Origin of the sequence: Azovibrio restrictus DSM 23866 (genome assembly GCF_000429665.1) — a bacterium.
In the GTDB taxonomy this organism is placed as follows: domain Bacteria; phylum Pseudomonadota; class Gammaproteobacteria; order Burkholderiales; family Rhodocyclaceae; genus Azovibrio; species Azovibrio restrictus.
Genome location: NZ_AUCH01000014.1, coordinates 83,025 through 105,691 on the forward strand (window position 1 = coordinate 83,025; position 22,667 = coordinate 105,691).

At 67.6% G+C, this 22,667-nt stretch carries 21 protein-coding genes; 16 read left to right on the top strand and 5 right to left on the bottom strand.

Translation table 11 applies throughout. The features are described from left to right. Positions 1–57: 57 nt before the first annotated feature. The 12 genes from G474_RS20655 to G474_RS0112450 are packed head-to-tail and all read left to right on the top strand — an operon-like array spanning position 58 to position 11,632. Complete coding sequence (locus G474_RS20655; RefSeq protein WP_051282263.1) at positions 58–669, top strand: hypothetical protein; 612 nt, start codon at positions 58–60, stop codon at positions 667–669. Next, positions 657–1,436: a tRNA pseudouridine(38-40) synthase TruA gene (gene truA / locus G474_RS0112400; RefSeq protein WP_026687257.1), complete on the top strand. Its 780-nt coding sequence runs from the start codon at positions 657–659 to the stop codon at positions 1,434–1,436. The genes G474_RS20655 and truA overlap by 13 nt, the downstream gene beginning before the upstream one ends. Before the next feature lie 7 nt (positions 1,437–1,443). Next, on the top strand, positions 1,444–2,082 hold the full coding sequence (locus G474_RS0112405) for a phosphoribosylanthranilate isomerase (RefSeq protein ID WP_026687258.1): 639 nt from the start codon (positions 1,444–1,446) through the stop codon (positions 2,080–2,082). A gap of 28 nt (positions 2,083–2,110) precedes the next feature. After that, entirely contained in the window at positions 2,111–3,313 is a 1,203-nt protein-coding gene (gene trpB, locus G474_RS0112410) for a tryptophan synthase subunit beta (protein ID WP_026687259.1), read from the top strand. Positions 3,314–3,315: 2 nt separating this feature from the next. Then, positions 3,316–4,128, top strand: a complete 813-nt coding sequence (trpA, locus tag G474_RS0112415) for a tryptophan synthase subunit alpha (RefSeq protein WP_026687260.1) — start codon at positions 3,316–3,318, stop codon at positions 4,126–4,128. Next, positions 4,125–4,994 (top strand): acetyl-CoA carboxylase, carboxyltransferase subunit beta, encoded by an 870-nt coding sequence (gene accD, locus G474_RS0112420; RefSeq protein ID WP_026687261.1) that lies wholly within the window; start codon positions 4,125–4,127, stop codon positions 4,992–4,994. Before trpA ends, accD begins: the two co-directional genes overlap by 4 nt. Continuing rightward, positions 4,991–6,310, top strand: coding sequence for a bifunctional tetrahydrofolate synthase/dihydrofolate synthase (gene folC / locus G474_RS0112425; RefSeq protein ID WP_043464273.1), 1,320 nt, complete (start codon positions 4,991–4,993; stop codon positions 6,308–6,310). The genes accD and folC overlap by 4 nt, the downstream gene beginning before the upstream one ends. A gap of 44 nt (positions 6,311–6,354) precedes the next feature. Beyond that, the gene (locus tag G474_RS24440; protein WP_026687263.1) at positions 6,355–7,158 is read left to right on the top strand and encodes an SPOR domain-containing protein; all 804 of its coding nucleotides are present in this window, start codon (positions 6,355–6,357) and stop codon (positions 7,156–7,158) included. Further along, a complete protein-coding gene (locus G474_RS0112435; RefSeq protein WP_026687264.1) occupies positions 7,158–7,649 on the top strand; it encodes a CvpA family protein in 492 nt (163 codons plus the stop codon). Before G474_RS24440 ends, G474_RS0112435 begins: the two co-directional genes overlap by 1 nt. 13 nt (positions 7,650–7,662) lie before the next feature. Further along, the gene (gene purF / locus G474_RS0112440; RefSeq protein WP_026687265.1) at positions 7,663–9,198 is read left to right on the top strand and encodes an amidophosphoribosyltransferase; all 1,536 of its coding nucleotides are present in this window, start codon (positions 7,663–7,665) and stop codon (positions 9,196–9,198) included. Then, positions 9,198–10,373, top strand: coding sequence for an O-succinylhomoserine sulfhydrylase (locus tag G474_RS0112445; RefSeq protein ID WP_026687266.1), 1,176 nt, complete (start codon positions 9,198–9,200; stop codon positions 10,371–10,373). Before purF ends, G474_RS0112445 begins: the two co-directional genes overlap by 1 nt. A gap of 20 nt (positions 10,374–10,393) precedes the next feature. Beyond that, positions 10,394–11,632, top strand: coding sequence for a cyclic di-GMP phosphodiesterase (locus G474_RS0112450; protein WP_026687267.1), 1,239 nt, complete (start codon positions 10,394–10,396; stop codon positions 11,630–11,632). A 13-nt stretch (positions 11,633–11,645) separates the two neighbouring features. Here G474_RS0112450 and G474_RS0112455 read toward each other — a convergent pair whose 3' ends face one another. The 3 genes from G474_RS0112455 to G474_RS0112465 are packed head-to-tail and all read right to left on the bottom strand — an operon-like array spanning position 11,646 to position 17,379. Further along, positions 11,646–13,070 carry an efflux transporter outer membrane subunit gene (locus tag G474_RS0112455; RefSeq protein ID WP_043464276.1) on the bottom strand — a complete coding sequence of 475 codons (1,425 nt, stop codon included), beginning with the start codon at positions 13,068–13,070 and terminating at the stop codon, positions 11,646–11,648. Positions 13,071–13,072: 2 nt separating this feature from the next. Further along, the gene (locus tag G474_RS20660; protein ID WP_281171729.1) at positions 13,073–16,213 is read right to left on the bottom strand and encodes a multidrug efflux RND transporter permease subunit; all 3,141 of its coding nucleotides are present in this window, start codon (positions 16,211–16,213) and stop codon (positions 13,073–13,075) included. Continuing rightward, positions 16,210–17,379 carry an efflux RND transporter periplasmic adaptor subunit gene (locus G474_RS0112465; protein WP_043464278.1) on the bottom strand — a complete coding sequence of 390 codons (1,170 nt, stop codon included), beginning with the start codon at positions 17,377–17,379 and terminating at the stop codon, positions 16,210–16,212. The genes G474_RS20660 and G474_RS0112465 overlap by 4 nt, the downstream gene beginning before the upstream one ends. Before the next feature lie 167 nt (positions 17,380–17,546). On the opposite strand from G474_RS0112465, the gene G474_RS0112470 reads away from it, so the two are divergent. From G474_RS0112470 to G474_RS0112485, 4 genes are all read left to right on the top strand, one after another. Beyond that, a complete protein-coding gene (locus tag G474_RS0112470; protein WP_026687270.1) occupies positions 17,547–18,254 on the top strand; it encodes a response regulator in 708 nt (235 codons plus the stop codon). Continuing rightward, on the top strand, positions 18,254–19,333 hold the full coding sequence (locus G474_RS0112475) for an ATP-binding protein (RefSeq protein WP_026687271.1): 1,080 nt from the start codon (positions 18,254–18,256) through the stop codon (positions 19,331–19,333). The genes G474_RS0112470 and G474_RS0112475 overlap by 1 nt, the downstream gene beginning before the upstream one ends. 13 nt (positions 19,334–19,346) lie before the next feature. Next, entirely contained in the window at positions 19,347–20,924 is a 1,578-nt protein-coding gene (locus tag G474_RS20665) for a bifunctional aminoglycoside phosphotransferase/ATP-binding protein (protein WP_051282264.1), read from the top strand. Positions 20,925–20,994: 70 nt separating this feature from the next. Further along, on the top strand, positions 20,995–21,363 hold the full coding sequence (locus G474_RS0112485; protein ID WP_026687272.1) for a hypothetical protein: 369 nt from the start codon (positions 20,995–20,997) through the stop codon (positions 21,361–21,363). A gap of 12 nt (positions 21,364–21,375) precedes the next feature. Here G474_RS0112485 and G474_RS0112490 read toward each other — a convergent pair whose 3' ends face one another. Continuing rightward, a complete protein-coding gene (locus G474_RS0112490) occupies positions 21,376–21,942 on the bottom strand; it encodes a DUF1415 domain-containing protein (protein ID WP_043464280.1) in 567 nt (188 codons plus the stop codon). Positions 21,943–22,001: 59 nt separating this feature from the next. Continuing rightward, on the bottom strand, positions 22,002–22,646 hold the full coding sequence (locus G474_RS22145; RefSeq protein WP_051282265.1) for a 3'-5' exonuclease family protein: 645 nt from the start codon (positions 22,644–22,646) through the stop codon (positions 22,002–22,004). Between the last annotated feature and the right edge of the window lie 21 nt (positions 22,647–22,667).

Below are 22,667 nucleotides of genomic sequence, written 5' to 3' on the forward strand. Positions count from 1 at the left end.
ATCCGCCCAGCGCAACCATAGCCCCGCAAGGGGCTATGTTCTTTTGAGGCCTGCCTGTTGCTTTCCTTTCTTCATCCTGCTGCCCGTCTGCTGATCTGGCTGCTCCTGGCCGTATTCCTGCAACTGGCTCCCGGGCCGGTCCTGGTGCTGCTCGGGCTGGGCCTGCTGCTCGCCGGAGAGGGCTTGCGCCGGCATTGGTGGCGCCTGTTCAGGCGCACCCGCATCCTGCTGCTCACCCTGTTCCTGGTCTTTGCCTATGGCCTGCCGGGCCCCAGTCCCTGGGGGCTGGAGTGGCTGCCCAGCCATGAGGGGCTGGCCGAGGCCACCCTGCATGTGCTGCGCCTCCTGGTGCTGCTGGGCGGCCTGGCCTGGCTGCTGGTACCGCTGCCCCATCAGGCCCTGATGGGGGGCTTGTGGTTTCTGCTGCGCCCTTTCCAGATCCTGGGGGTGCCCATGGACCGGAGCGTGGTGCGCCTTTCCCTGGTGCTGGAGTACATGGAACAGATGCCGGCCCGGCAGGGCTGGCGCCAATGGCTGGCGCCCCAGCCCGTGGCGGGGGAACTGGCGCCGGTGATCGTGGCCCTGCCGCCCTGGCAGGCCCGGGACTCCGCTTGCCTGCTGCTGTCGGGCGGCATCCTGCTGGCGGGGGGGCTGTCTTGGCTCGCATAGTCCTGGGGTTGGAATACGATGGCCGGCCCTTTCACGGCTGGCAGCGGCAGAAGGCCCTGCCCACCCTGCAGGAATCCCTGGAGCTGGCCCTGGCGCAGATTGCCAACCATCCGGTCAGCACCCAGGTCGCGGGCCGCACCGACACCGGGGTGCATGCGGCCTACCAGGTGGTGCATTTCGATACCACGGCCCAGCGTCCCCTGTCGGCCTGGGTGCGGGGCGTGAATTGCCTGCTGCCGCCGGCCATGGCGGTGCGCTGGGCCCGGGAGGTGGAGGAGGGCTTCCATGCCCGTTACTCGGCCTGCCGGCGCCGTTACCGCTATCTGCTCCTGAACCGGCCCCAGCGTCCGGGGTTGTGGGCCGGTCGGGTGGGCTGGTTTCATCCCCCCCTGGAGCTGCAGCCCATGCAGGAGGCCGCCCAGTGCCTGCTGGGCTGGCATGATTTCTCCGCCTTCCGGGCCGCCGAGTGCCAGGCCAAGACTCCGGTGAAGCTGCTGACCCAGGCCGAGGTGCGCCAGGATGGGGAGCTGTTCATCTTCGAGTTCGAAGCCAATGCCTTCTTGCATCACATGGTGCGCAACCTGGTGGGCAACCTGCTGTTCGTCGGCAAGGGGGCCTGGCCGGCCAGCCACCTGAAGACGGTGCTGGAGAGCTGCGATCGCAGCTGTTCGGCCATGACCTTCACCCCTGATGGCCTGTACTTCCTGGGTCCCCGTTATGATCCCGCTTTCGAGCTTCCCGAGCCCAGCATGCTCTCCCTGTTCTGAGGTCACCATGATCAAGGCCCCCGGGCGTACCCGAATCAAGATTTGCGGCCTGACCCGTCCCGAGGACGTGGACGCCGCCGTGGCGGCAGGGGCCGATGCCATCGGTTTCGTGTTCTATCCCAAAAGTCCCCGCTACGTGACTCCCGAGCAGGCTGCCGCCCTGGTGCGCCGCCTGCCGCCTTTCGTCATGGCCGTGGGGCTTTTTGTTAATGAGACCCCGGCCCGGCTGGCAGCCAGCCTGGAACAGGTGCCCTTGAACCTGCTGCAGTTCCATGGGGACGAAAGCCCGACGGACTGCAGCCGCTGGGGGAGGCCCTACATCCGGGCGGCCCGGGTTCAGCCGGGGCTGGATTTGGTACAATACGCGGCCGATTTCGGCGGGGCCCGGGCCCTGTTGCTGGATGCCTTCGTGGAAGGCTACGGCGGTGGCGGCCATGTCTTCGACTGGCGCCTGATCCCGCCGCAACTGGACCTGCCCGTGATATTGTCCGGCGGCCTGAATCCGGACAACGTGGGCGACGCAGTGCGCCGCGTGCGCCCCGTGGCCGTGGACGTGTCCAGCGGCGTCGAGGCCGCCAAGGGCATCAAGGATCATCAGCGCATGGCCGATTTTGTCGCGGCGGTGCGGGCGGCAGACCAGGGCTGACCTGGCTGCGCAACCTAGGAGTCTTTCCATGCAGAACTACAACCTGCCCGACGACCGAGGCCATTTCGGTCCCTACGGCGGGGTTTTTGTGGCCGAAACCCTGATTGCCGCCCTGGGCGAATTGCAGCGTGCCTACGCCGCCGCCCAGGCGGATCCGGCCTTCCAGGCCGAGTTCGAATACGAACTCAAGCACTACGTGGGCCGTCCCAGCCCCATCTACCACGCCAAGCGCCTGTCCGAGAAGCTGGGCGGCGCCCAGATCTACCTGAAGCGGGAAGACCTGAACCACACCGGCGCCCACAAGGTGAATAACTGCATCGGCCAGGCCCTGCTCGCCAAGCGCATGGGCAAGCCCCGGGTCATCGCCGAGACCGGCGCCGGCCAGCACGGGGTGGCCACCGCCACCGTGGCGGCCCGCTACGGCTTCGAGTGCGTGGTGTATATGGGCTCCGAGGACGTCAAGCGCCAGGCTGCCAACGTCTATCGCATGAAGCTCCTGGGCGCCACCGTGGTGCCCGTGGAGTCCGGCTCCAAGACCCTCAAGGATGCCTTGAACGAAGCCATGCGCGACTGGGTCACCAACATCGAGAACACCTTCTACATCATCGGCACCGTCGCCGGTCCCCATCCTTACCCGGCCATGGTGCGGGATTTCCAGACCGTGATCGGCAAGGAATGCCTGACCCAGATGCCGGAAATGCTGGGACGCCAGCCAGACGCGGTGATTGCTGCCGTGGGCGGCGGCTCCAACGCCATCGGCATCTTCCATCCCTACATTCCGTACGAATCGGTCAAGCTGATCGGCGTCGAGGCGGCCGGGGAGGGCATCGAGACCGGGCGCCACGCCGCGCCCCTGACCGCCAACGCCAAGGTGGGCGTGCTGCACGGCAACCGCACCTACCTGATGCAGGACGAGGACGGCCAGATCATCGAGACCCACTCCATTTCCGCCGGCCTCGATTACCCGGGCGTCGGCCCCGAACACGCCTGGCTGAAAGACAGTGGCCGGGCCGAGTACGTGGCCGCCACCGATGCCGAAGCCCTGCAGGCCTTCCATGACCTGTGCCGCTTCGAGGGCATCATTCCCGCCCTGGAATCCTCCCATGCCCTGGCCCACGCCATGAAGCTGGCGCCCTCCCTGCCCAGGGATCAGGTGCTGCTGGTCAACCTCTCCGGCCGCGGGGACAAGGACATGCATACCGTGGCCGAAAAATCCGGGATCCAATTCTGACCATGTCACGCATCAAGAACACTTTCGACGCCCTTCAGGCCCGCGGCAAGAAGGCCCTGATTCCCTTTGTCACCGCCGGCTTTCCCCGGCTGGATCTGACCGTGCCCGTGATGCACGCCCTGGTGGAAGCAGGCGCCGACATCATCGAACTGGGGGTGCCGTTCTCGGACCCCATGGCCGATGGACCCACCATCCAGCGCTCTTCCGAAAAGGCCCTGGCCAACGGCATGAACCTGCGCAAGGTGCTGGAAGCGGTGGCCAACTTCCGCGCTGACAACAGCGAAACCCCGGTGGTACTGATGGGCTACGCCAACCCCATCGAGGCCATGGGCCTGGAGACCTTTGCCAAGGCGGCCCTGGACGCTGGCGTGGATGGGGTGCTGGTGGTGGATTACCCGCCCGAGGAATCCGAGGCCTTCGCCCGGGCCATGCTCGACCAGTCCATGGACCCCATCTTCCTGCTGGCCCCCACCTCCACCCCGGCCCGTTTCGAGCAGGTGGGCCGGCTGGCCCATGGCTATGTCTACTACGTCTCCCTGAAGGGGGTGACCGGCTCCGGGCAGCTCAACATCGCCGAGGTGGCGGCCCGGATTCCCGAGATCCGCGCCGTTGTCGGCCTGCCCGTGGGGGTCGGCTTCGGCATCCGCGATGCGGCCACGGCCGCCCAGATGGCCCAGGTGGCAGATGCCGTGGTGGTGGGCAGCCGCATCATCGAAGAACTGGAAAAATCCCCGGCCGGCGAGGAGCTGGCCCGGGTGGAAGCCCTGGTGCGCGAACTGCGCCGGGGTGTGGATAGCGTAGGGAGTCCCACATGAGCTGGCTGAACAAGCTTCTGCCCCCCAAGATCAAGCGCGAACAGGGTGCCCAGCGGCGCAGCAACCTGCCCGAAGGGTTGTGGAGCAAGTGCCCGGCCTGCGAGGCGGTGCTCTATGCCACCGACCTGGAAAGCAATCTGCAGGTCTGCCCCAAGTGCGGCCACCATCATCGTCTCAAGGCCCGCCAGCGGCTGGACATCCTGCTGGACCCGGAAGGCCGTCAGGAAATCGGCGCCGAGGTGCTGCCCACCGACAGCCTCAAGTTCAAGGACAGCAAGACCTATCCGGCCCGCCTCAAGGATGCCAGCGAAAGTTCCGGCGAAAGCGACTCCATGGTGGTCATGCAGGGCAGCATAAAGACCCTGCCCGTTGTGGTGGCCTGCTTCGAGTTCGACTTCATGGGCGGGTCCATGGGCTCGGTCCTGGGTGAGCGGTTCGTGCGCGGGGTCCGGGTGGCCCTGGAGCAGAACATCCCCTTCATCTGCATCACCGCCTCCGGCGGCGCCCGCATGCAGGAAGGCCTGTTCTCCCTGATGCAGATGGCCAAGACCACGGCGGCCCTGAGCAAGCTTTCCGAAGCCGGGCTGCCCTTCCTTTCCATCCTCACCGACCCCACCATGGGCGGGGTTTCCGCCTCCTTCGCCTTCGTCGGTGACGTGGTGATCGCCGAGCCCGGCGCCCTGATCGGCTTTGCTGGTCCCCGGGTGATCGAGCAGACCGTGCGGGAAAAACTGCCGGAAGGCTTCCAGCGTTCCGAGTTCCTGCTGGAAAAGGGGGCTGTGGACATGATCGTGGATCGCCGCGAGATGCGCGACCGGGTGGCCCAGCTGCTGGCCCTGCTGCAGAAACTTCCCGCCGCCGCATGACTCAGGCAAGCCCCGGCCAACCCGCCGACCTGGCGGGCTGGCTGCAACATCTGGAAAGCCTGCATCCCCGAGGCCAGGCCGGCATCGAACTGGGTCTGGAGCGGGTCCGTCAGGTGAGCCAGGCCCTGGGGCAGGCCCCCTTCTGCCCGGTGATCACCGTGGCCGGCACCAATGGCAAGGGTTCCACGGTGGCCTACCTGGAATCCATCCTGCACCGGGCCGGCTACCGGGTGGGCTGTTACACCTCTCCCCATCTGCTCCACTACAACGAACGGGTGCGCCTCCAGGGCGTACCGGCCGACGATGCCGCCCTGTGCGCCGCCTTTGCCCAGGTGGAGGCGGCCCGTCAGGCGGCGGGCGTGTTCCTCACCTATTTCGAGTTCGGCACCCTGGCGGCCTGGCAGCTCTTTGCCGCGGCCGGCTGCGAGGTGCTGGTGCTGGAAGTGGGCTTGGGCGGACGCCTGGACGCCGTCAATCTCTATGATCCCGACCTGGCCCTGGTGACCACCGTGGACCTGGATCACCAGGACTGGCTGGGGCCGGACCGGGAATCCATAGGCTTCGAGAAGGCCGGCATTTTCCGGGCCGGCCGGCCGGCCCTGTGCGGCGACGCCGATCCCCCCGCCAGCCTGGTGGCCCATGCGGCCCGGCTGGGGAGCCCGCTGCAACTGATCGGCCGGGATTTCGGTTTCCAGAAGGATGACGAGAACCGGCTCCAGTGGCGCTACTGGGGGCGCCGGGCCGATGGCAGCATGCAGCGCCGCAGCCTGGCCTACCCGGGTCTGCGGGGCGGGGTGCAGCTGAAGAATGCGGCCCTGGTGATTGCTGCCCTGGATGCTCTGGCGAGCCAGCTGCCGGTCTCCATGCAGGCGATCCGGGAGGGGCTGATCCATACGGACATTCCCGGCCGCTTCCAGGTCCTGCCGGGGCGCCCGGCCATCGTCCTGGACGTGGGGCACAACCCCCAGGCCCTGGGGGTGCTGGCCGAAAACCTGGGGGGCATGGGCTTTTTCGACAAGACCTACGCGGTGCTGGGCATGCTGGCGGACAAGGATGTGGCCGGCAGCATGGCCGCCCTGCGGGGCCGGATCAGCCACTGGTTCCTGGCCGACCTGGAAGGCCCCCGGGGGCTCAAGGCCGAGGCCCTGGCGGCCCAAGTGGCGGAGGCGGATCCCGGCGTGTCCTGGAGCTGCCACCCGGACCCGGCCGCGGCCCTTGCTGCGGCGCAGGAACTGGCGGGTGAAAATGATAGAATCCTCGCCTTCGGATCCTTCTACACGGTGGCCGGCGCCCTGCGGGCCCTGGGCAGGGGATGAGTGACGCGGGACGAGGGCCCCGGAGGCCAAGGAAAACCCCAAGCATGATCGACGCTGACGACGTCCAGCTGCAAATCAAGAAAAAGGCCCGCCGCCGCCTGGTGGGGGCCGTGGCCTTTGCCGCCCTGGCCGCCCTGGTGCTGCCCATGGTCATGGACCAGGAGCCCAAGCCCCCGGCCCAGGAGGTGGAAATCCGCATCCCAGGCCAGGATGGCAAGCCCTTCCAGCCCAGTCTGGCGGCTGTGCCCGTGCCCCAGGAAGTTCCGGCGCCCCAGTCGGCACCGGCCGCGGCTCTGCCCGCCGTGGTGCCGCCGCCGGTGCCTGTCCCCGTGACTGCGCCCCAGGCCGACCCTCAGCCCGCCCCCCCGGCCAGGCCCGTGGCCCAGGTGATCGAGACCGTGCCGGCCCGGGCCGAGCCGCCCAAACCGGCGGCAAAGCCGGAGAGCAAACCCGAATCCAAGCCTGAAGCCAAACCCCCGGTGAAGCCGGAGGCGAAGCCTGCCAGCAAACCGGAAAGCAAGCCGGAGCCCAAGCCGGCCAAGGTGGACAACGACGAGGCCAAACGGGCGGCGGCCATCCTGGCGGGCAACGAGCCGGCTGCGGCCGAGCCGGCCGGCAAGGGGCCCCATGTGGTGCTGATCGGGGCCTTTGCCAATGAGGCCAATGTGCAGAACATCAAGACCAAGCTCGGGGAGCTGGGGATCAAGGTCTATACCGAACCCCTGGATTCGCCCCAGGGCAAGAAAACCCGTGTCCGTGCCGGCCCCTTCCCCAGCCGCGAGGCGGCTGACAAGGCCCTCGAGAAAATGAAGCGCATCGGGGTTTCCGGGGTTGTCGCTGCCAAATAATGACCTTCTTCGATTACGGGGTCATCGCCATCGTCGGTGCCTCCCTGCTGCTGGGCCTCTGGCGTGGTGTGGTGGGCGAACTGATCGCCCTGGCCGCCTGGATTCTGGCCTTCTTTGCCGCCCGGGAGTTCGGGCCCCAGCTGGGGCAATCCCTGTTTACCGGTATCAGCGACCCGGCCATCCGCACCCTGGCGGGCTGGGCGGCCGTATTCATCGGCGTCCTGGTGCTCATGTCCCTGGGACGGCTGGCAGCCAGCAGCATGATTCGGGCCCTGGGGCTGGGTTTGTCCGACCGGCTCCTGGGGCTGTTCTTCGGCCTGCTCCGGGGCCTGCTGATCGTACTCATCCTGGTGGCCGTGGGCGGCATGACCGCGGCGCCGAAACAAAACTGGTGGTTGCAGGCCCAGCTGTCCCCGCCCCTGGAAACCGCCGTACTGGCAGCCCGGCCGTGGCTGCCCGAAGATGTGGCGAAACGAATTAAATTCAGATAGTTAGGAAATTGCTATGTGCGGTATTTTGGGTGTAGTCGCAACCACTCCGGTCAACCAGCTGCTCTATGACGGCCTGATGGTGCTGCAGCACCGGGGGCAGGATGCAGCAGGGATCGCCACGGCGGAAGGGCATACCTTCCACCTGCACAAGGGCCCGGGCCTGGTCCGGGACGTGTTCCGCACCCGCAACATGCGGGCCCTGCCGGGCAACTGGGGTATCGGCCACTGCCGTTATCCGACCGCTGGTTCCGCCTGGAACTTCGCCGAGGCCCAGCCCTTCTACGTCAATTCGCCCTTCGGCATCACCCTGGCCCACAACGGCAACCTGACCAATTCCGAGGAATTGAAACGGGTGATGTTCGAGCAGGACCTGCGTCATGTGAACACCAATTCCGATTCGGAGGTGCTCCTGAACGTGCTGGCCCATGAGCTTCAGGCCCATGCCAAGGGTCCCCGGCTGGACCTGGACACCATCTTTGCCGCCGTGGCCGGGGTGCACCGGCGCTGCAAGGGCGCCTACGCGGTGGTCGCCATGATTGCCGGCTATGGCCTCCTGGCCTTCCGGGACCCCTACGGCATTCGTCCCCTGGTGGTGGGCACCAACGAAACCATGGCCGGCACCGAGTACCTGGTGGCTTCCGAATCCGTGACCCTGGATACCCTGGGGTTCCAGGTGATGCGCGACGTGGCCCCCGGCGAAGCCGTGTTCATCGACCTGAACCTGAAGTTCAGCGCCCGCCAGTGCGCCGAAAAGCCCATGCTGGCGCCCTGCATCTTCGAATACGTCTACCTGGCCCGGCCCGATTCCATGATGGACGGGGTGTCCGTCTATGAAACCCGGCTGTCCATGGGGGAATTCCTGGCCGAGAAGGTGAAGAAGTTCATCCCGGTGGAGGAGATCGACGTGGTCATCCCCATCCCCGATTCCAGCCGCCCCTCCGCCATGCAGCTGGCCCAGAAGCTGGGCATTCCCTATCGGGAAGGCTTCGTCAAGAACCGCTACGTGGGCCGCACCTTCATCATGCCCGGCCAGGCCATGCGCAAGAAGTCCGTGCGCCAGAAGCTCAATACCGTGGGCCAGGAATTCAAGGGCAAACGGGTGCTGCTGGTGGATGACTCCATCGTGCGCGGCACCACCAGCCGGGAAATCGTGGAAATGGCCCGGGCTGCCGGGGCCCTGAAGGTGTATTTCGCCTCCGCCGCGCCCCCGGTGCGCTACCCGAACGTGTACGGCATCGACATGCCGACCCGGGCGGAGCTGATCGCCACCGACCGCACCGGCGAGGAAATCGCCCGGGAGATCGGTGCCGACGCTCTGGTGTACCAGGACCTGGAAGCCCTGGAGGCCTCCATCACCGCCCTGAACCCGGACCTGAAGGTGTTCGACACCTCCTGCTTCAACGGCTGCTACATCACCGGCGACGTGACCCCCGAGTACCTGAACCACGTGGAAAACAAGCGCAACGGCAAGGCCAAGTCCAGTGACGAGGACGGCACCGGTTCCCGTCAGATGGTGCTGGGCCTGGCCCCCGACGAGGGGCAGGACTGATGGACACTGAGTACCAGCTGGAAACCCTGGCCGTGCGCGCCGGCCAGGAGCGCAGCCAGTTCGGCGAGCACGCCGAAGCCCTGTACCTGACCTCCAGTTTCGTCTTCGAGAACGCCGCCCAGGCGGCCGCCCGCTTTTCCGGGGCGGAGGCCGGCAATGTCTACGCCCGCTTCTCCAACCCCACGGTGAGCATGTTCCAGCAGCGCCTGGCGGCCCTGGAAGGGGCCGAGGACTGCGTCGCCACGGCGAGCGGCATGTCGGCCATCATGGCCCTGTGCCTGGCCCATCTGAAAGCCGGTGACCACATCGTCGCCTCCAACGGTCTGTTCGGCGCCACCCTGCAGCTGTTCGGCAACATCCTGTCCCGCTGCGGCATCAGCTGCACCACCGTGCCCCAGACCGATCCGTCGGCCTGGGAAGCGGCCATCCGTCCCGAGACCCGGCTCTTTTTCCTGGAGACCCCCTCCAATCCCCTCACCCAGGTGGCAGACATCCGCGCCCTGGCGGAGATCGCCCACCGGCGCGACATCCTGGTGGCGGTGGACAACTGCTTCTGCACCCCCATCCTGCAGCGGCCCCTGGAGCTGGGGGCGGACCTGGTGGTGCATTCGGCCACCAAGTACCTGGATGGTCAGGGCCGGGTCCTGGGGGGCGCTGTGTGCGGCCCGAAGAAATACACCGAGGAAGTGTTCAAGTACCTGCGCACGGCGGGCCCCACCCTGTCGGCCTTCAATGCCTGGGTACTCTTGAAGGGCCTGGAAACCCTGAAGCTGCGCATCGAGGCCCAGTCCGCCAACGCCCTGGCCCTGGCCACCTGGCTGGAAGCCCATCCCCGGGTGAGCCGGGTGTTCTACCCGGGGCTCGCCTCCCATCCCCAGCATGACCTGGCCATGCGCCAGCAGCGCCTGGGCGGGGCCATCGTCAGCTTCGAAGTCCAGGGCAGCCGGGCTGAAGCCTGGCGGGTGGTGGATTCCTGCCGGCTCCTGTCGATCACCGCCAACCTGGGTGACACCAAGACCACCATCACCCATCCGGCCACCACCACCCACGGCCGCATCAGTCCGGAAGCCCGGGCGGATGCGGGCATTTCCGAAGGCCTGCTGCGTATTGCCGTGGGCCTGGAGGCGGTGGAGGACATCAAGGCTGACCTGGAGCGGGGCCTCTCGGCTGCCTGACCCCAGGATGGAGCGCGCCCATGCCCGCCGTTGATGTGGATCGCCTGCAGCCCGGGGTCTTCATCTGCCTGGCGGAGCTGGGCTGGCTCAACCATCCCTTCCTGCTCAACCAGTTCCGCATCGTCAGCGACAAGCAGATCCATGCCCTGCGGGAAATGGGCATCCGCCAGGTGGAGTGGGACCCGGCCCGCAGCAGCGCCGAACCCCTGCCGCAGCCCAGCACCGACGAGGGGGAGCTGGACTTCGGCGGCATGGCCCTGGCGGGCATGCTGGACGAGAAGCGCCAGCGCATCGCCCGGGTCCAGGCCCAGCGGGACCGGCTCGCCCGGCGGGAGCGGGAGTTCGAGCAGGAGGCGGCGTCCGCCTCCGAAGTGTTCAAGGAAATCGCCGCCCGTCCCCAGGAGGCCCACCACAAGGCCCAGGCCATGGTGTCGCGCCTGGTGGATGGCCTGCTCGGGGCCGAGAGTGTCGCCATTCATCTGGTGAACATGAAGGGCAAGGACCACGGCCTGGCCTTCCACGCCCTGAACGTGATGGTGCTCTCCCTGCTCCTGGGGCAGCGCCTCAAGCTTTCCGCCGAGGAGCTCAAGAGCCTGGGCCAGGGGGCCCTGTTCCACGATGCGGGCAAGGCGGAAATCCCGCCCCGCATCCTCCGGGCCGCCAGCCGCACCCCGCCCGAGGAAGAGTTCTACCGGGCCCACGTGGGCTACGGCATCAAGGCCGTGGCGGGCATGAAGAACCTGCTCACCCCGGCCCGCAACATCATCGCCTGCCACCATGAGCAATGGGACGGGGCCGGCTTTCCCAACCGCCTGGCCGGGGAGAAGATTCCCCGCCTGGCCCGCATCGTCGCCATCGCCAACCGTTACGACAACCTCTGCAATCCCTTCGACCTGAAGCAGGCCAGGACGCCTGCCGAGGCCCTGGGGCAGATGTTCCGCCAGGAGGGCGGGCGCTACGACCCGGAGCTGCTGCAGCAGTTCGTCAAGACCCTGGGAGTGTTCCCTCCCGGCAGTTTCGTGCAGCTGGACAACGGCGCCCTGGGCCTGGTGGTGGAGAGCAATGCCGGCGACCTGCTGCATCCTCTGGTGATGCTCTACGACCCGGACGTGCCCCGGAACGAGGCGATCCTGGTGGACCTGCGCGACACGGACCTGAAGGTGGAATCCGCCGTCAGCCCCGCCCGCCTGCCCGTGGATGCCGTCGAATACCTGGCTCCCCGGGGCCGCATCGATTACTACATCGAAGGCAGCAAGTAGGCCTGTCCCGGCCTCAACCCTGTTCCCCTCCGCCGCCCAGGGCCTTGTAGAGCCCGATGGCATTGCGGATTTCCTCCCGCCGCAGTTCCAGCAGGGCGAGTCTGGCCCCGTAGGCCTGGCGCTGGGCGTCCAGCAGTTCCAGGCGGCTGTCCAGCCCGGCCCGGTAACGCAGGGTGGAAAGCTCCCGGCGCCGCTCGGCACTGGCCACGGTCTTTTCCTGCGCCTCGATCTGGCGGCCGAAGGTGGCGCTACCGGCCAGACCGTCCTGCACCTCCCGGAAGGCTCCCTGGATGGCCCGTTCGTATTCGACCACGGCGGCGGTGCGGCGCAGTTCGGCCAGGCGCAGTTCGGCCCGCAGGCGACCGGCGGTGAAGATGGGCTGGGTGATCTGGGGCGTGAAGGCCCAGGTCCTGTGATCGCCCTGGAAGAGCGAGCCGAAGGAGGGGCTGATGGCGCCTACGGAGAGGGTCAGCAGCAGGCGCGGGAAGAAGGCGGCCCGGGCAGCCCCGATATCCGCGTTGGCCGCCCGTAGGGATTGTTCTGCCTGCAGCAGGTCGGGACGTTGCAGCAGCAAGGCCGAGGGCAGTCCGGCTGGCAGTTGGGTGATTACCGGGTGGGCATCCAGCGCCAGGGGGGGCGGCAGTTCCGGGGGCTGGGGCGTGCCTGTCAGCAGGGCCAGGCCATGGCGGGCCTGGGCCAGGGCGCGGCGCCGGCTTTCCAGGTCGGCTTCGGCGGTAGCGACCTGGCCTTCCGCCTGGGCCACGTCCAGGCCGCTGTTCTGCTGGGCCAGTTTCAGCTTGCGCGCCAGTTCCAGGGACTGGCGCCAGTCTTCCAGGGTCAGTTCGGTCAGACGCAGTTGTTCCTCCGCCAGGCGTTCGGCGAAATAGGCCTCGGCCACCGCCCCGATCAGGCTGATACGGGCCGCCCGCAGGCCGTGCTCACTGGCCAGGTAGCGGGCGAAGGCAGCTTCCGAAAGGGCTCCGACGCGACCGAACAGATCCACTTCGAAGGCCGTGATGCCCAGGGCGGCGCTGCGGGAATCGCTGATGCCTGTCTTCGTCTCGGCGTCGGCGGAACTGCGCTGGCGGCTGGCGCCCAGACCTGCTTCCAGGGAAGGCAGCCGGGCGCTGCCCGCCATGTCGTACTGGGCCTGGAGCTGGGCCACCTGGAGCAGGGCCAGGCGCAGGTCGTGGTTGTGTTCCAGGGCCAGGGTGATGAGCTGCTGCAGGCGGGGATCGGGGAACATCTGGCGCCAGCCCAGGGCCGCCGCCGAGGAACTGCTGTCGATGGGGGTCCCGGCGCCAGGCAGGGCAGGCCGGTACTGGGCAGGCAGTCCGGCCTGGGGCTGCGGCAGTTCCGGGATCAGGGAGCAGCCCCAGAGAAGCTGGGAGAGCAAAAGGCCGGCGGCAGCTGCCCGGCGGGTGCATGGGGGGCGCATGTTCACTCCTGGTTCCCGCGCTGCAGCAGGCGTCTGAGGGCGGGAGGCAGGCTCAGGCGTTCCCACAGGCCGAGAACGAAAACGAAGAATATGGGGACAAAAAATATGGCCAGCACCGTGGCGGCCACCATGCCGCCGAACACCCCGGTGCCGATGGCCTGCTGGGTTTCGGCGCTGGCGCCGCTGGCCAGCATCAGGGGCAGCACGCCCAGGGCGAAGGCCAGGGAGGTCATGAGGATGGGGCGCAGGCGTAGCCGGGCAGCGGCGGCGGCCGCCTCCATCAGGTCCATGCCTCGTTCGTGCAGCTGCTTGGCGAACTCGATGATGAGGATGGCGTTCTTGGCCGAGAGGCCGATCACCGTGATCAGGCCCACCTTGAAGAAGACATCATTGGGCATGCCGCGCAGATACACGGCCAGGATCGCGCCGATCAGCCCCAGGGGCACCACCAGCAGCACCGCCAGGGGAATGCTCCAGCTCTCGTACAGGGCCGCCAGGACGAGGAACACCACCAGGATGGAGAGAGCCATCAGCAAGGGAGCCTGGGCCGCCGACTGGCGTTCCTGCAGGGACTGGCCGGTCCACTCCACGGCGAAGCCGGGGGGCAGTCTGGCGGCCAGGCGCTCCATCTCGGCCATGGCTGCGCCGCTGGAGGCGCCGGGAGCGGCACTGCCGGCGATGCGCACCGACGGGTAACCCTGGTAGCGGATCATCTGCAGGGGAATATCGCTCCATTCGGGGGTCACCATTTCCCCGAGGGACACCATGCCGCCGGCGTTGTTGCGCACGTAGAGGCGCAGGATGTCTTCCACCTGCATGCGGGCGCCGGCCTCGGCCTGGATGATCACCTGCTGCATCCGCCCCTCGTTGGGGAAGTCATTGACATAGAGGGAGCCCATGGCCGTAGACAGGGTGTCGCTGATGCTGGCGAAGGAGACCCCCAGGGCCTCGGCCTTTTGCCGGTCGACGTTGAGCTTGACGCTGGTGCCCGGCGGCAGGCCCTCGGGATAGACATCGGTCACCAGCTGGCTTGCCGCAGCCATGGCCAGCAGCTTCTGCTGGGCAGCCATGAGGGCGGCGTAGCCCTGGTTGGCCCGGTCCTGCAGGCGCATGGAAAAGCCGGAAGAGGTGCCCAGCTCTTCGATGGCCGGCGGCATCAGGGTGATCACCATGCCTTCCCGGGTACTGGTCATCGCTTCCTGGGCCGCCGCCACCTCGGCGCCGGCGCTGGCGCCCTGGCGCTCCTTCCAGTCCTTCAAGGTGGTGAAAATGATGGCGGCGTTGGGGCCGGAGCCGGAAAAGCCCCAGCCCATCACTGTCTGCACGGCCTCGATGCCGGGGCGGCCAACGGCGTGCGCCTCGAAACGCTTGACCACATCCAGGGTTCGCTCGGTGGTGGCATCGGAAGGCAGCTGGATGGAGGTGATGAAATATCCCTGGTCTTCCGCGGGCAGGAAGTCCGAAGGCAGGTACCAGAAGGCCAGGATCAGCGTCCCCACGAGGCAGGCGAATACCGCCATGGCCCGGCCACCGCGCCGCACCAGCGCCATCACCCGGCTTTCATAGCGGCCGGTCAGGCGCTCAAAGTTGCGGTTGAACCAGCCGAAGAACCCCCGTTTTTCGTGATGGGACGGGTCCACCGGCTGGAGCAGGGTGGCGCACAGGGCTGGCGTCAGGGTCAGGGCGAGAAAGGCGGAAAAGAGGATGGATACCGCCATGGACAGGGTGAACTGGCGGTAGATGACGCCCACAGAGCCCCCTGCCAGAGCCATGGGAATGAACACGGCGATGAGCACCAGGGTGATGCCGACCACGGCGCCGGAGATTTCCTCCATGGCCTTCAGGGTTGCCTCCCTGGGAGACAATCCTTCCGTGACCATCAAGCGTTCCACGTTTTCCACCACCACGATGGCGTCGTCCACGATGATGCCGATGGCCAGCACCATGCCGAACATGGTCAGCACGTTGATGGAGAACCCGGTCGCCAGCATCACCGTGAAGGTGCCGAGCAGGGCGATGGGCGCCACGATGGCGGGAATGAAGGTGTAGCGCACGTTCTGCAGGAACAGGTACATCACCAGGAACACCAGGACCATGGCTTCCACCAGGGTCTGGGCCACCTTCTCGATGGAAATCTGCACGAAGGGGGCGGTGTCGAAGGGGATGGAATAGCGCATTCCCGGCGGCAGGCTTTTGCTCAGTTCGGCCAGCCGTGCCCGTACTGCGGCGGAGGTCCGCACCGCGTTGGCTCCGGGAGACATCTGCACCCCCAGAGCGGCAGCCACCTGGCCGTTTTCCCGGTTTGATTCCCCGTAGCTCTGGGCCCCCAGGACGACCCGGGCCACATCGCCCAGGACGACCTTGGAGCCATCGGGATTGGCGCGCAGGACGATGGCGGCAAACTGCTCGGGATTGGTGAGTTGGCCATCCACGGTGACCGGGAAAGTGACGCGCTGTCCTGCGATAGTGGGGGCTCCGCCCACCCGCCCCGGGGCGATCTGGGCATTCTGGCGCTGCACGGCGTCGCTCAGGTCGCTCATGGAAAGCTGGTAGGCGATCAGCTTGGCCGGGTCCACCCAGATGCGCATGGCGGCTTCGGAGCCGAACAGCTGCACCCGGCCCACTCCTTCCACCCGCCGCAGCTCATCGACCACGTGCCGGGCCATGTAGTCATTGAGCGTGATCTCGTCGTGGCCGCCGTCTTCGGACTTGAGACTGATGAACATCAGGAAGGAAGAGGCTGCCGATTCGAACCGCAGGCCGTTTTGCCGGACCACGGCAGGCAGGCGCGGCTCCACGGCCGTGATCCGGTTCTGCATGTCCACCTGGGCCAGCTCGGGGTTGGTACCGGGCTTGAAGGTGGCCGTGATCTGGGCTGCGCCGGAGGTATCGGTGGCAGATTCGAAGTAAAGCAGGTTCTTGACGCTGGACAGTTCCCGCTCGATGAGCTCCACAACCGCATCGTTCATGGTCTGGGGCGAGGCTCCCGGGTACACGGCATAGACCGATACCATGGGCGGCGCCACCGTTGGGTAGCGGGCGATGGGCAGCTGGGGAATGGCGATTAGCCCCAGGAGGACGATGAACAGGGCGATGACCCAGGCAAAGATGGGACGCCGCACGAAAAAGGCTGGCAGTTTCATGGCTGCACCACCCGGCCATCCGGCCCCAGGGACCAGGGCTGAGGCGTCACGGTGGCGCCGGGCTGAAGCCGGTCCTGGCCTTCCACCACCACCTGCTCTCCGGCCGTGACGCCGCTGCTGACCAGATACTGGCGCTGCACCAGCTTGCCCAGGGTGACGCTGCGTTGTTCCGCCTTCCCTCCGGGGCCCACCACCCACAGCAGGGGCTGGCCGCTGGCACTGCGCTGCACGGCTTGCTGGGGGACCAGCAGGCCCTGGATTTCACCGCCCTGGGGAACCCGGGCGCGCACGAACATGCCGGGCAGCAGGGTCCGCTGGGGATTGTCCACCCGGATGCGGATCACCACGTCGCCGGTGCCGGCATCCACGTTGATGCCGGAAAACAGGATATGGCCCTGGACCGGGTAGGGCCGGCCCTGGCTGTCGAGGATCTGCACCTGGCCAGCTTTTGCATCGGCAGGAGCGGACTCACCTGCCGACTGGCGGATGGCTTCGAGCATGGAGGCCGGCTGGCGCACATCCACATAGACCTGGTCGATCTGCTGGATGCGGGCCATGGGCGTGGGATCGGTCTGGGCTACCAGCGCTCCTTCGGTGACCAATTCCTCGCCGATGCGTCCGGAAACCGGTGCCCGCACGGTGGCAAAATCCAGGTCCAGCTGGCGCCGGGCCAGGGTCGCTCTGGCCTGGGCCACATCGGCGGCGCTCTGGTTGTACTGGGAAAGGGCGTCATCGTAGAGCTGCTGGCTTACTGCGTCCGCATCCACCAGGGGCTTCAGACGGTCCACCTGCAGTTTGGCCCGGGCTGCGGCGGCTTCCGCCCGTTTCAAGGCCGATGCGGCGCTATCCGCTTCGGCCTTGAACGGGGCCGGATTGATCTGGAACAGGGCTTGCCCGGCCTGGACTTCGGTACCCTGCTCAAAGAGGCGGCGGACCACGATGCCTCCCACCTGGGGCCGGATTTCCGCAGTGCGCAGGGCGCTGACCCGGCCGGGCAGTTCCTCTTCCAGGGTGACCGCCCGGGTTTCCAGGGTGAGGGTGGAGACGGTGGGCGGGGGCAGGTTTTCCGGAGCCGCCTCGGGGGAACAGGCGCTCAGGCCCAGGCCCAGGCTCAGGATGAGGAGGGCGATGGGAATGGGGCGTGCTTGGGGTAAGCTAGTCTTCATTTTGTCTTGTATGGATGGCGGCCCCCGGTCTCGGGGCGGGACGGACTGATGACCGGGCCAGTGTAGGCGGCGATAATTGAAGACCCGTGGTGAGTTTGTGGAGAAATGATGGAGATGGGCCGGGAATTCCGGGTGGGAGCCTGGATGGCAGGACGGCAGGGCGGGGCATGAGTTCTGCCGAGGCTCTGGTACTGATTGCCGAGGATGAGCCGGAGATCGCCGACATCCTGGGGGCCTACCTGGCCCGGGAGGGCTTGCGTTCGGCCCATGCGCTCAATGGCCGGCAGGCCCTGGAGCTGCAGGCACAGCTCAAACCGGACCTGCTGCTCCTGGATGTGCGCATGCCGGTGCTGGATGGCTGGCAGGTGCTGGCCGAGGTGCGCCGCCGCGGCAGCACGCCCATCATCATGATCACCGCCCACGACCAGGATGTGGACAAGCTCTCGGCCCTGCGCATGGGGGCCGATGACTATGTGGTAAAGCCGTTCAACCCGGCCGAGGTGGCGGCTCGGGTCCGGGCGGTGCTGCGCCGCACCCGGGCCCAGGGGGGCGCCGATCAGGGGGGGATGCTGCGGGTGGGCCCCCTGGAGATCGACCTGGAGGCTTTCCGGGTCAGTGTGGACACGGGCAGCGGCCCCCGGCTCCTGGCCCTCACCCTGACCGAATTCCGGCTGCTTGCCCATCTGGCCCGAATGCCGCGCCGGGTGTCTTCCCGGGGGGAGCTGCTGCAGGCCTGCCTGCCCGAGAGCGAGGCCCTGGAGCGGACCGTGGACAGCCACCTGAGCAAGCTGCGGCGCAAGCTGGAGGAGGCCGGTGTCCAGGGTCTGCCGGTCAGCGTGCGCGGGGTCGGTTACTGCCTGGAAGGAGGCTGCTGATGTTTTCCGGCAGTCTCAGCCGGCAGCTGGTCATCTCCATGTCGGCGGTTGCCCTGGGAGTGACCCTGTTCATCCACATCAGCTTCTACATTTTCTATGCCGTGGCCATGGAGGTGAATCCGGCCATGGTGTCCTCCAGCCCTGATGCCTGGCCCCCGACCGGCCCCGAGTGGGGCTGGATGATCGGCGTCACCTTGGTGGGGCTGCTGGGGGCTGTGTATACCGCTTCCAGCCTGGCCCGGCGCATCCTGCAGCCGCTCAATTCGGTGGCCGACAGCGTGCGCCGCCTGGCCCATGGGGATCTGGATGTCCGGGCGGTGGCGGAATCCGGCTCCCTGGGGGAGACCGCCGACCTGGTGCATGATTTCAACACCATGGCCGAGCGCCTGCAGCGCATGAGCAGCGACTTTTCCACCTGGAATGCCGCCATCGCCCACGAACTGCGGACCCCGGTGACCATCCTGCGCGGCCGCCTGCAGGGGCTGGCGGAGGGCGTCTTCGCCCCGGACCCGGTGCAGTTCCACAGCCTGCTCACCCAGGTGGAGGGGCTGTCGCGGCTGATCGAGGACCTGCGGGTGCTGAGCCTGGCGGATAGTGGTCACCTGAGCCTGCAGCTGGAGGCTTGTGATCTGGCCGGGGAGATGCGGCGCGCTGCCAGCCTGCTGGAGCCCGAGCTGAGGGCGGCAGGTTTCCGTCTGCATCTGCAACTGGAAGCCGTGCCGGTGTGCTGCGACGTGACCCGGCTGCGCCAGGTGCTGCTGGCCCTGCTCGACAACACGCGGCGCTATGCCCAGCCCGGGGAGATCACCTTGCGCAGCAAGCCGGCGGAAGGAAGCTTTGTTTTCGAGATCGAGGACGACGGGCCAGGGGTTCCTGCATCCCTGCTCCCCAAGCTCTTTGATGCCTTCTACCGGGGCGAGGATTCCCGCAGCCGTGCTAGCGGCGGCAGCGGTCTGGGGCTGGCGGTGGCCAGGGCGGTGGTGGAGGCTCACGGAGGCCATATCCGCTGTCTGCCTGGCAGTCGGGGCGGCGCCCTGTTTCAGGTGAGCCTGCCCCTGGCGGGCCCGGGTTCTGAATGACAAGGAGCGTCGGATGGAGGCGGCTGAAGTGGACAAGACGGTTCCCCCCTTGATCGCCAGCCTGATGCGGCCCGGCCTGCTGCCCGGCAGCGGGGCGGGGGTGCAGCTCCTGGAAACCCATGTTTCCTGGGTGCTGCTGGCCGGCGAAACGGCCTGGAAGCTGAAGAAGCCGGTGAACCTGGGCTTTCTCGATTTCTCCACCCTGGAACTGCGGCACCAGGCCTGCCAGGAAGAGCTGCGCCTCAACCGGCGCACGGCGCCGGAACTGTACCTGGGGGTGGAGCCCATCACCGGGAGCGAGGCGGCGCCGCGGCTGGGCGGTCCGGGTCCGGTGCTGGAATACGCGGTGCGGATGCGCCGTTTTCCCGATGCCGCCCTGTTATCCACCCGGCTCGACCAGGGGCAGCTGGAGCCGGCTCTGTTCGAAACCCTGGGCCGGCATGTGGCGGCATTTCACGCCGCCGCGCCCCAGGCCAGGCCGGGGCAGGGCTATGGCGACGGGGCCGCGATCCATGGGCCGGTGCGGCAGAACTTTGTCCAGATCCGGGAACGGCTGCAGGCGCCAGCGCTGCTGCAGCAGCTGGCGGCGGTGGAAGCCTGGGCCGAAGCGAGTTTTGCCCGGCTCGCCCCCCTGTGCGCCGAGCGTCTGGCCCGGGGGCGGGTGCGGGAATGCCACGGGGACATGCACCTGGGCAACATGGTGCTCCTGGACGGAGCGCCGCGCCTCTTCGATGCCCTGGAATTCAATCCCGCCCTGCGCTGGACCGACGTGATGGCCGACGTGGCCTTTCTGGTCATGGATCTCCAGGTTCACGGCCAGGCCGGTTACGGCTGGCGCTTCCTCAATGCCTGGCTGGAGCAGAGCGGCGACTACGAAGGCCTGGCCCTGCTGCCCTATTACCTCTGCTACCGGGCCATGGTGCGCGCCAAGGTGGCGGCCATCCGCAGCAGCCAGTGCACAGGCAGCGCCGCCGATGCGGCCCTGGAGGAATGCCGCCGTTACCTGGATCTGGCCCTGGCCTGCACTCGGCCGGGGACGCCCCGGCTGCTGATCACCTGCGGGGTTTCCGGCTCCGGCAAGAGCAGCCAGAGCCTGGGGCTCCTGGAACTGCTGGGCTTGGTACGCCTGCGTGCCGACGTGGAGCGCAAGCGTCTGGCGGGTCTGGCGCCGGAGGCCAGCAGCGCTTCCGCCCTGGGGCAGGGTATCTACGGGGCGGCCATGACCGGGCAGACCTATGCCCGTCTGGAATCCCTGGTCCGCACGGTGAGCGCCGCCGGTTTTCCCGTGCTGGTGGATGCCACCTGCCTGGCCCGGGCCCAGCGGGATCGTTTCCGGGAACTGGCGGCGGCCCTGGAGCTGCCCTTTGCCATCCTCGCGTTCGAGGCGCCCCGGGCCCTGCTGGAAGCCCGGGTGCGCCAGCGGGCCGCCGCCGGCCAGGATGCCTCGGAGGCTGACCTCCAGGTCCTGGTGCGGCAGCTGGAAGCCCGCGAGGCCTTCGCTCCGGAAGAACTGCCCCGGGTCCTGTTCCTGGATTCCAGCCAGCCTCTGGATTGGCAGCGGCTGCTGCCCGAGCTGGAGCGCCTGGGCTAACCCGGCTGGCAGTTCAGTTGGCTGGGGAGCGTGTTAGGCTGCCCCCTTCTCGATGACAAGGAGCAATTCCATGTGGTGGTTTCCCGACTATTGGAGCGGTTACCTGGATTACTGGCAGCGCAGCTGGTGTGAAGTGATGGGGCTCTGGGGCCTGCCCGGGGTTGCCGGGCGTGATCTGGGGACTATGCCCCAGGACTGGCCCCTGGCGGCCTGGCAGCCCTTCCTGGCGGCGCCGACGGCCCAGGCCTGGTGGCCCCGGGTGGAGGCCCGCATCGAACCCCTGGAGGCTCCGGAGGGCGAGGCGGCCCGCCTCTCCATGCGCATCTTCATGCCCTGGGGCGGCGCCCCGGTGTGGGTGGAAGCCCTGGTGGGCCGGGATCAGCCGGCCCCGGCGGCGCTGCTACCGGAGTCGGTGCTGCCTCGCCTGGGGCGGCCCTGAGGTAGGGGCGGCTCAGCCTTCCCGGTCCGGGTAGGGAATGCCCAGGGCCTTCCAGCCTTCCAGGCCCAGTTTCTCCACGGTCTCGATGTTGCGCTCGTAGATGGCCTCCGGGTCCGGATAGGCGGCCACGGCTTTTTCCAGGCTGCTTTCCCGGATCAGGTGCAGGGTGGGGTAGGGGGCCCGGTTGGTGTAGTTGCCCATGTCCTCCGGGTCCGTGTCCTCGAACTGGAAGTCCGGGTGGAAGCTGGCCACCTGGAGGATGCCTTCCAGCTCGTGTTCGGGCACGGCGGCTTCGGCCATGCCCACCATGTCGTTGAAATGGAGGAAGTCGGGGAACAGGGTGGGGTGGATCAGCAGGGTGGTATCCACGGCTTCCGGATCGGCGCTGGCGAGAAAATCCAGTTCCGCGTCCAGCTCCTCCAGGAAGGCGTCCAGGTGGCGGGCCCGGCTCACCACGAAGCGAACCTGGTCCTTCACATAGACGGACTTGGCGAAGGGGCACAGGTTGAGGCCGATCACGGCTTTTTCGAGCCAGATGCGGGTGGCTTCGATGACCTGGGCGTCGGTGGGAGCTGGCATGGGTATGTCCTCTGGCGGGAGCGGCGAATGGGCCGGGAGTATAACCCGGCCCGCCCGCTTCAGCCCCGCAGCCAGCGGCGGCTGGACTGGGAGCGCTGCAGGTCTTCCAGGGTCTGCATGCCCTGGGCTTCGGCCCGGTCCAGGGCGACCAGGAACAGCTGGGCCATGGCATAGACGTCGGCCAGGGCGTGGTGCTGGCCGATGACCGGCAGCTCCAGGGCCCTGACCCAGTCCAGGAGCCCCGCCTGTTCGGTCAGCTCGCCGCCGTACAGGGAGGGCAGCAGCCAGAGCAGGTCCAGCCACGATTCCTGGGCCAGGCTGGGGGCGCCCAGTTTTTCCAGGAAGGCGTTCAGCATGGTGGCCACGAAGGCGCTGTTGTAGGTCACCAGGGGCAGCTTGCCGATCCGCTGGAACAACTGGGCGGTGGCGGCAATGGCGGCCTCCCGGTCGGCCGGATCGAAGGGCAGGTGATGCAGCTGGCCCATGTCCAGACTATCTCCTTCGATGATGGCCACGGCAAAACCGGTGACCTGATCGTGGCGCAGGCTGGTGCCAGTGACATCCACATCCACCAGGGCGAAGGAGACCTTGCCCAGCAGGGTCCGGGGGTCGGGCCGGGGCAGTGCCTGCCAGGTGAGCATGGCTTCCTGGAGGCCCTGGGGCAGGGGGGCGGTGCTGCGAAACAGCCGGGTGCTGAAGATCATCCTGGTTTCCTCGTGGGGGCG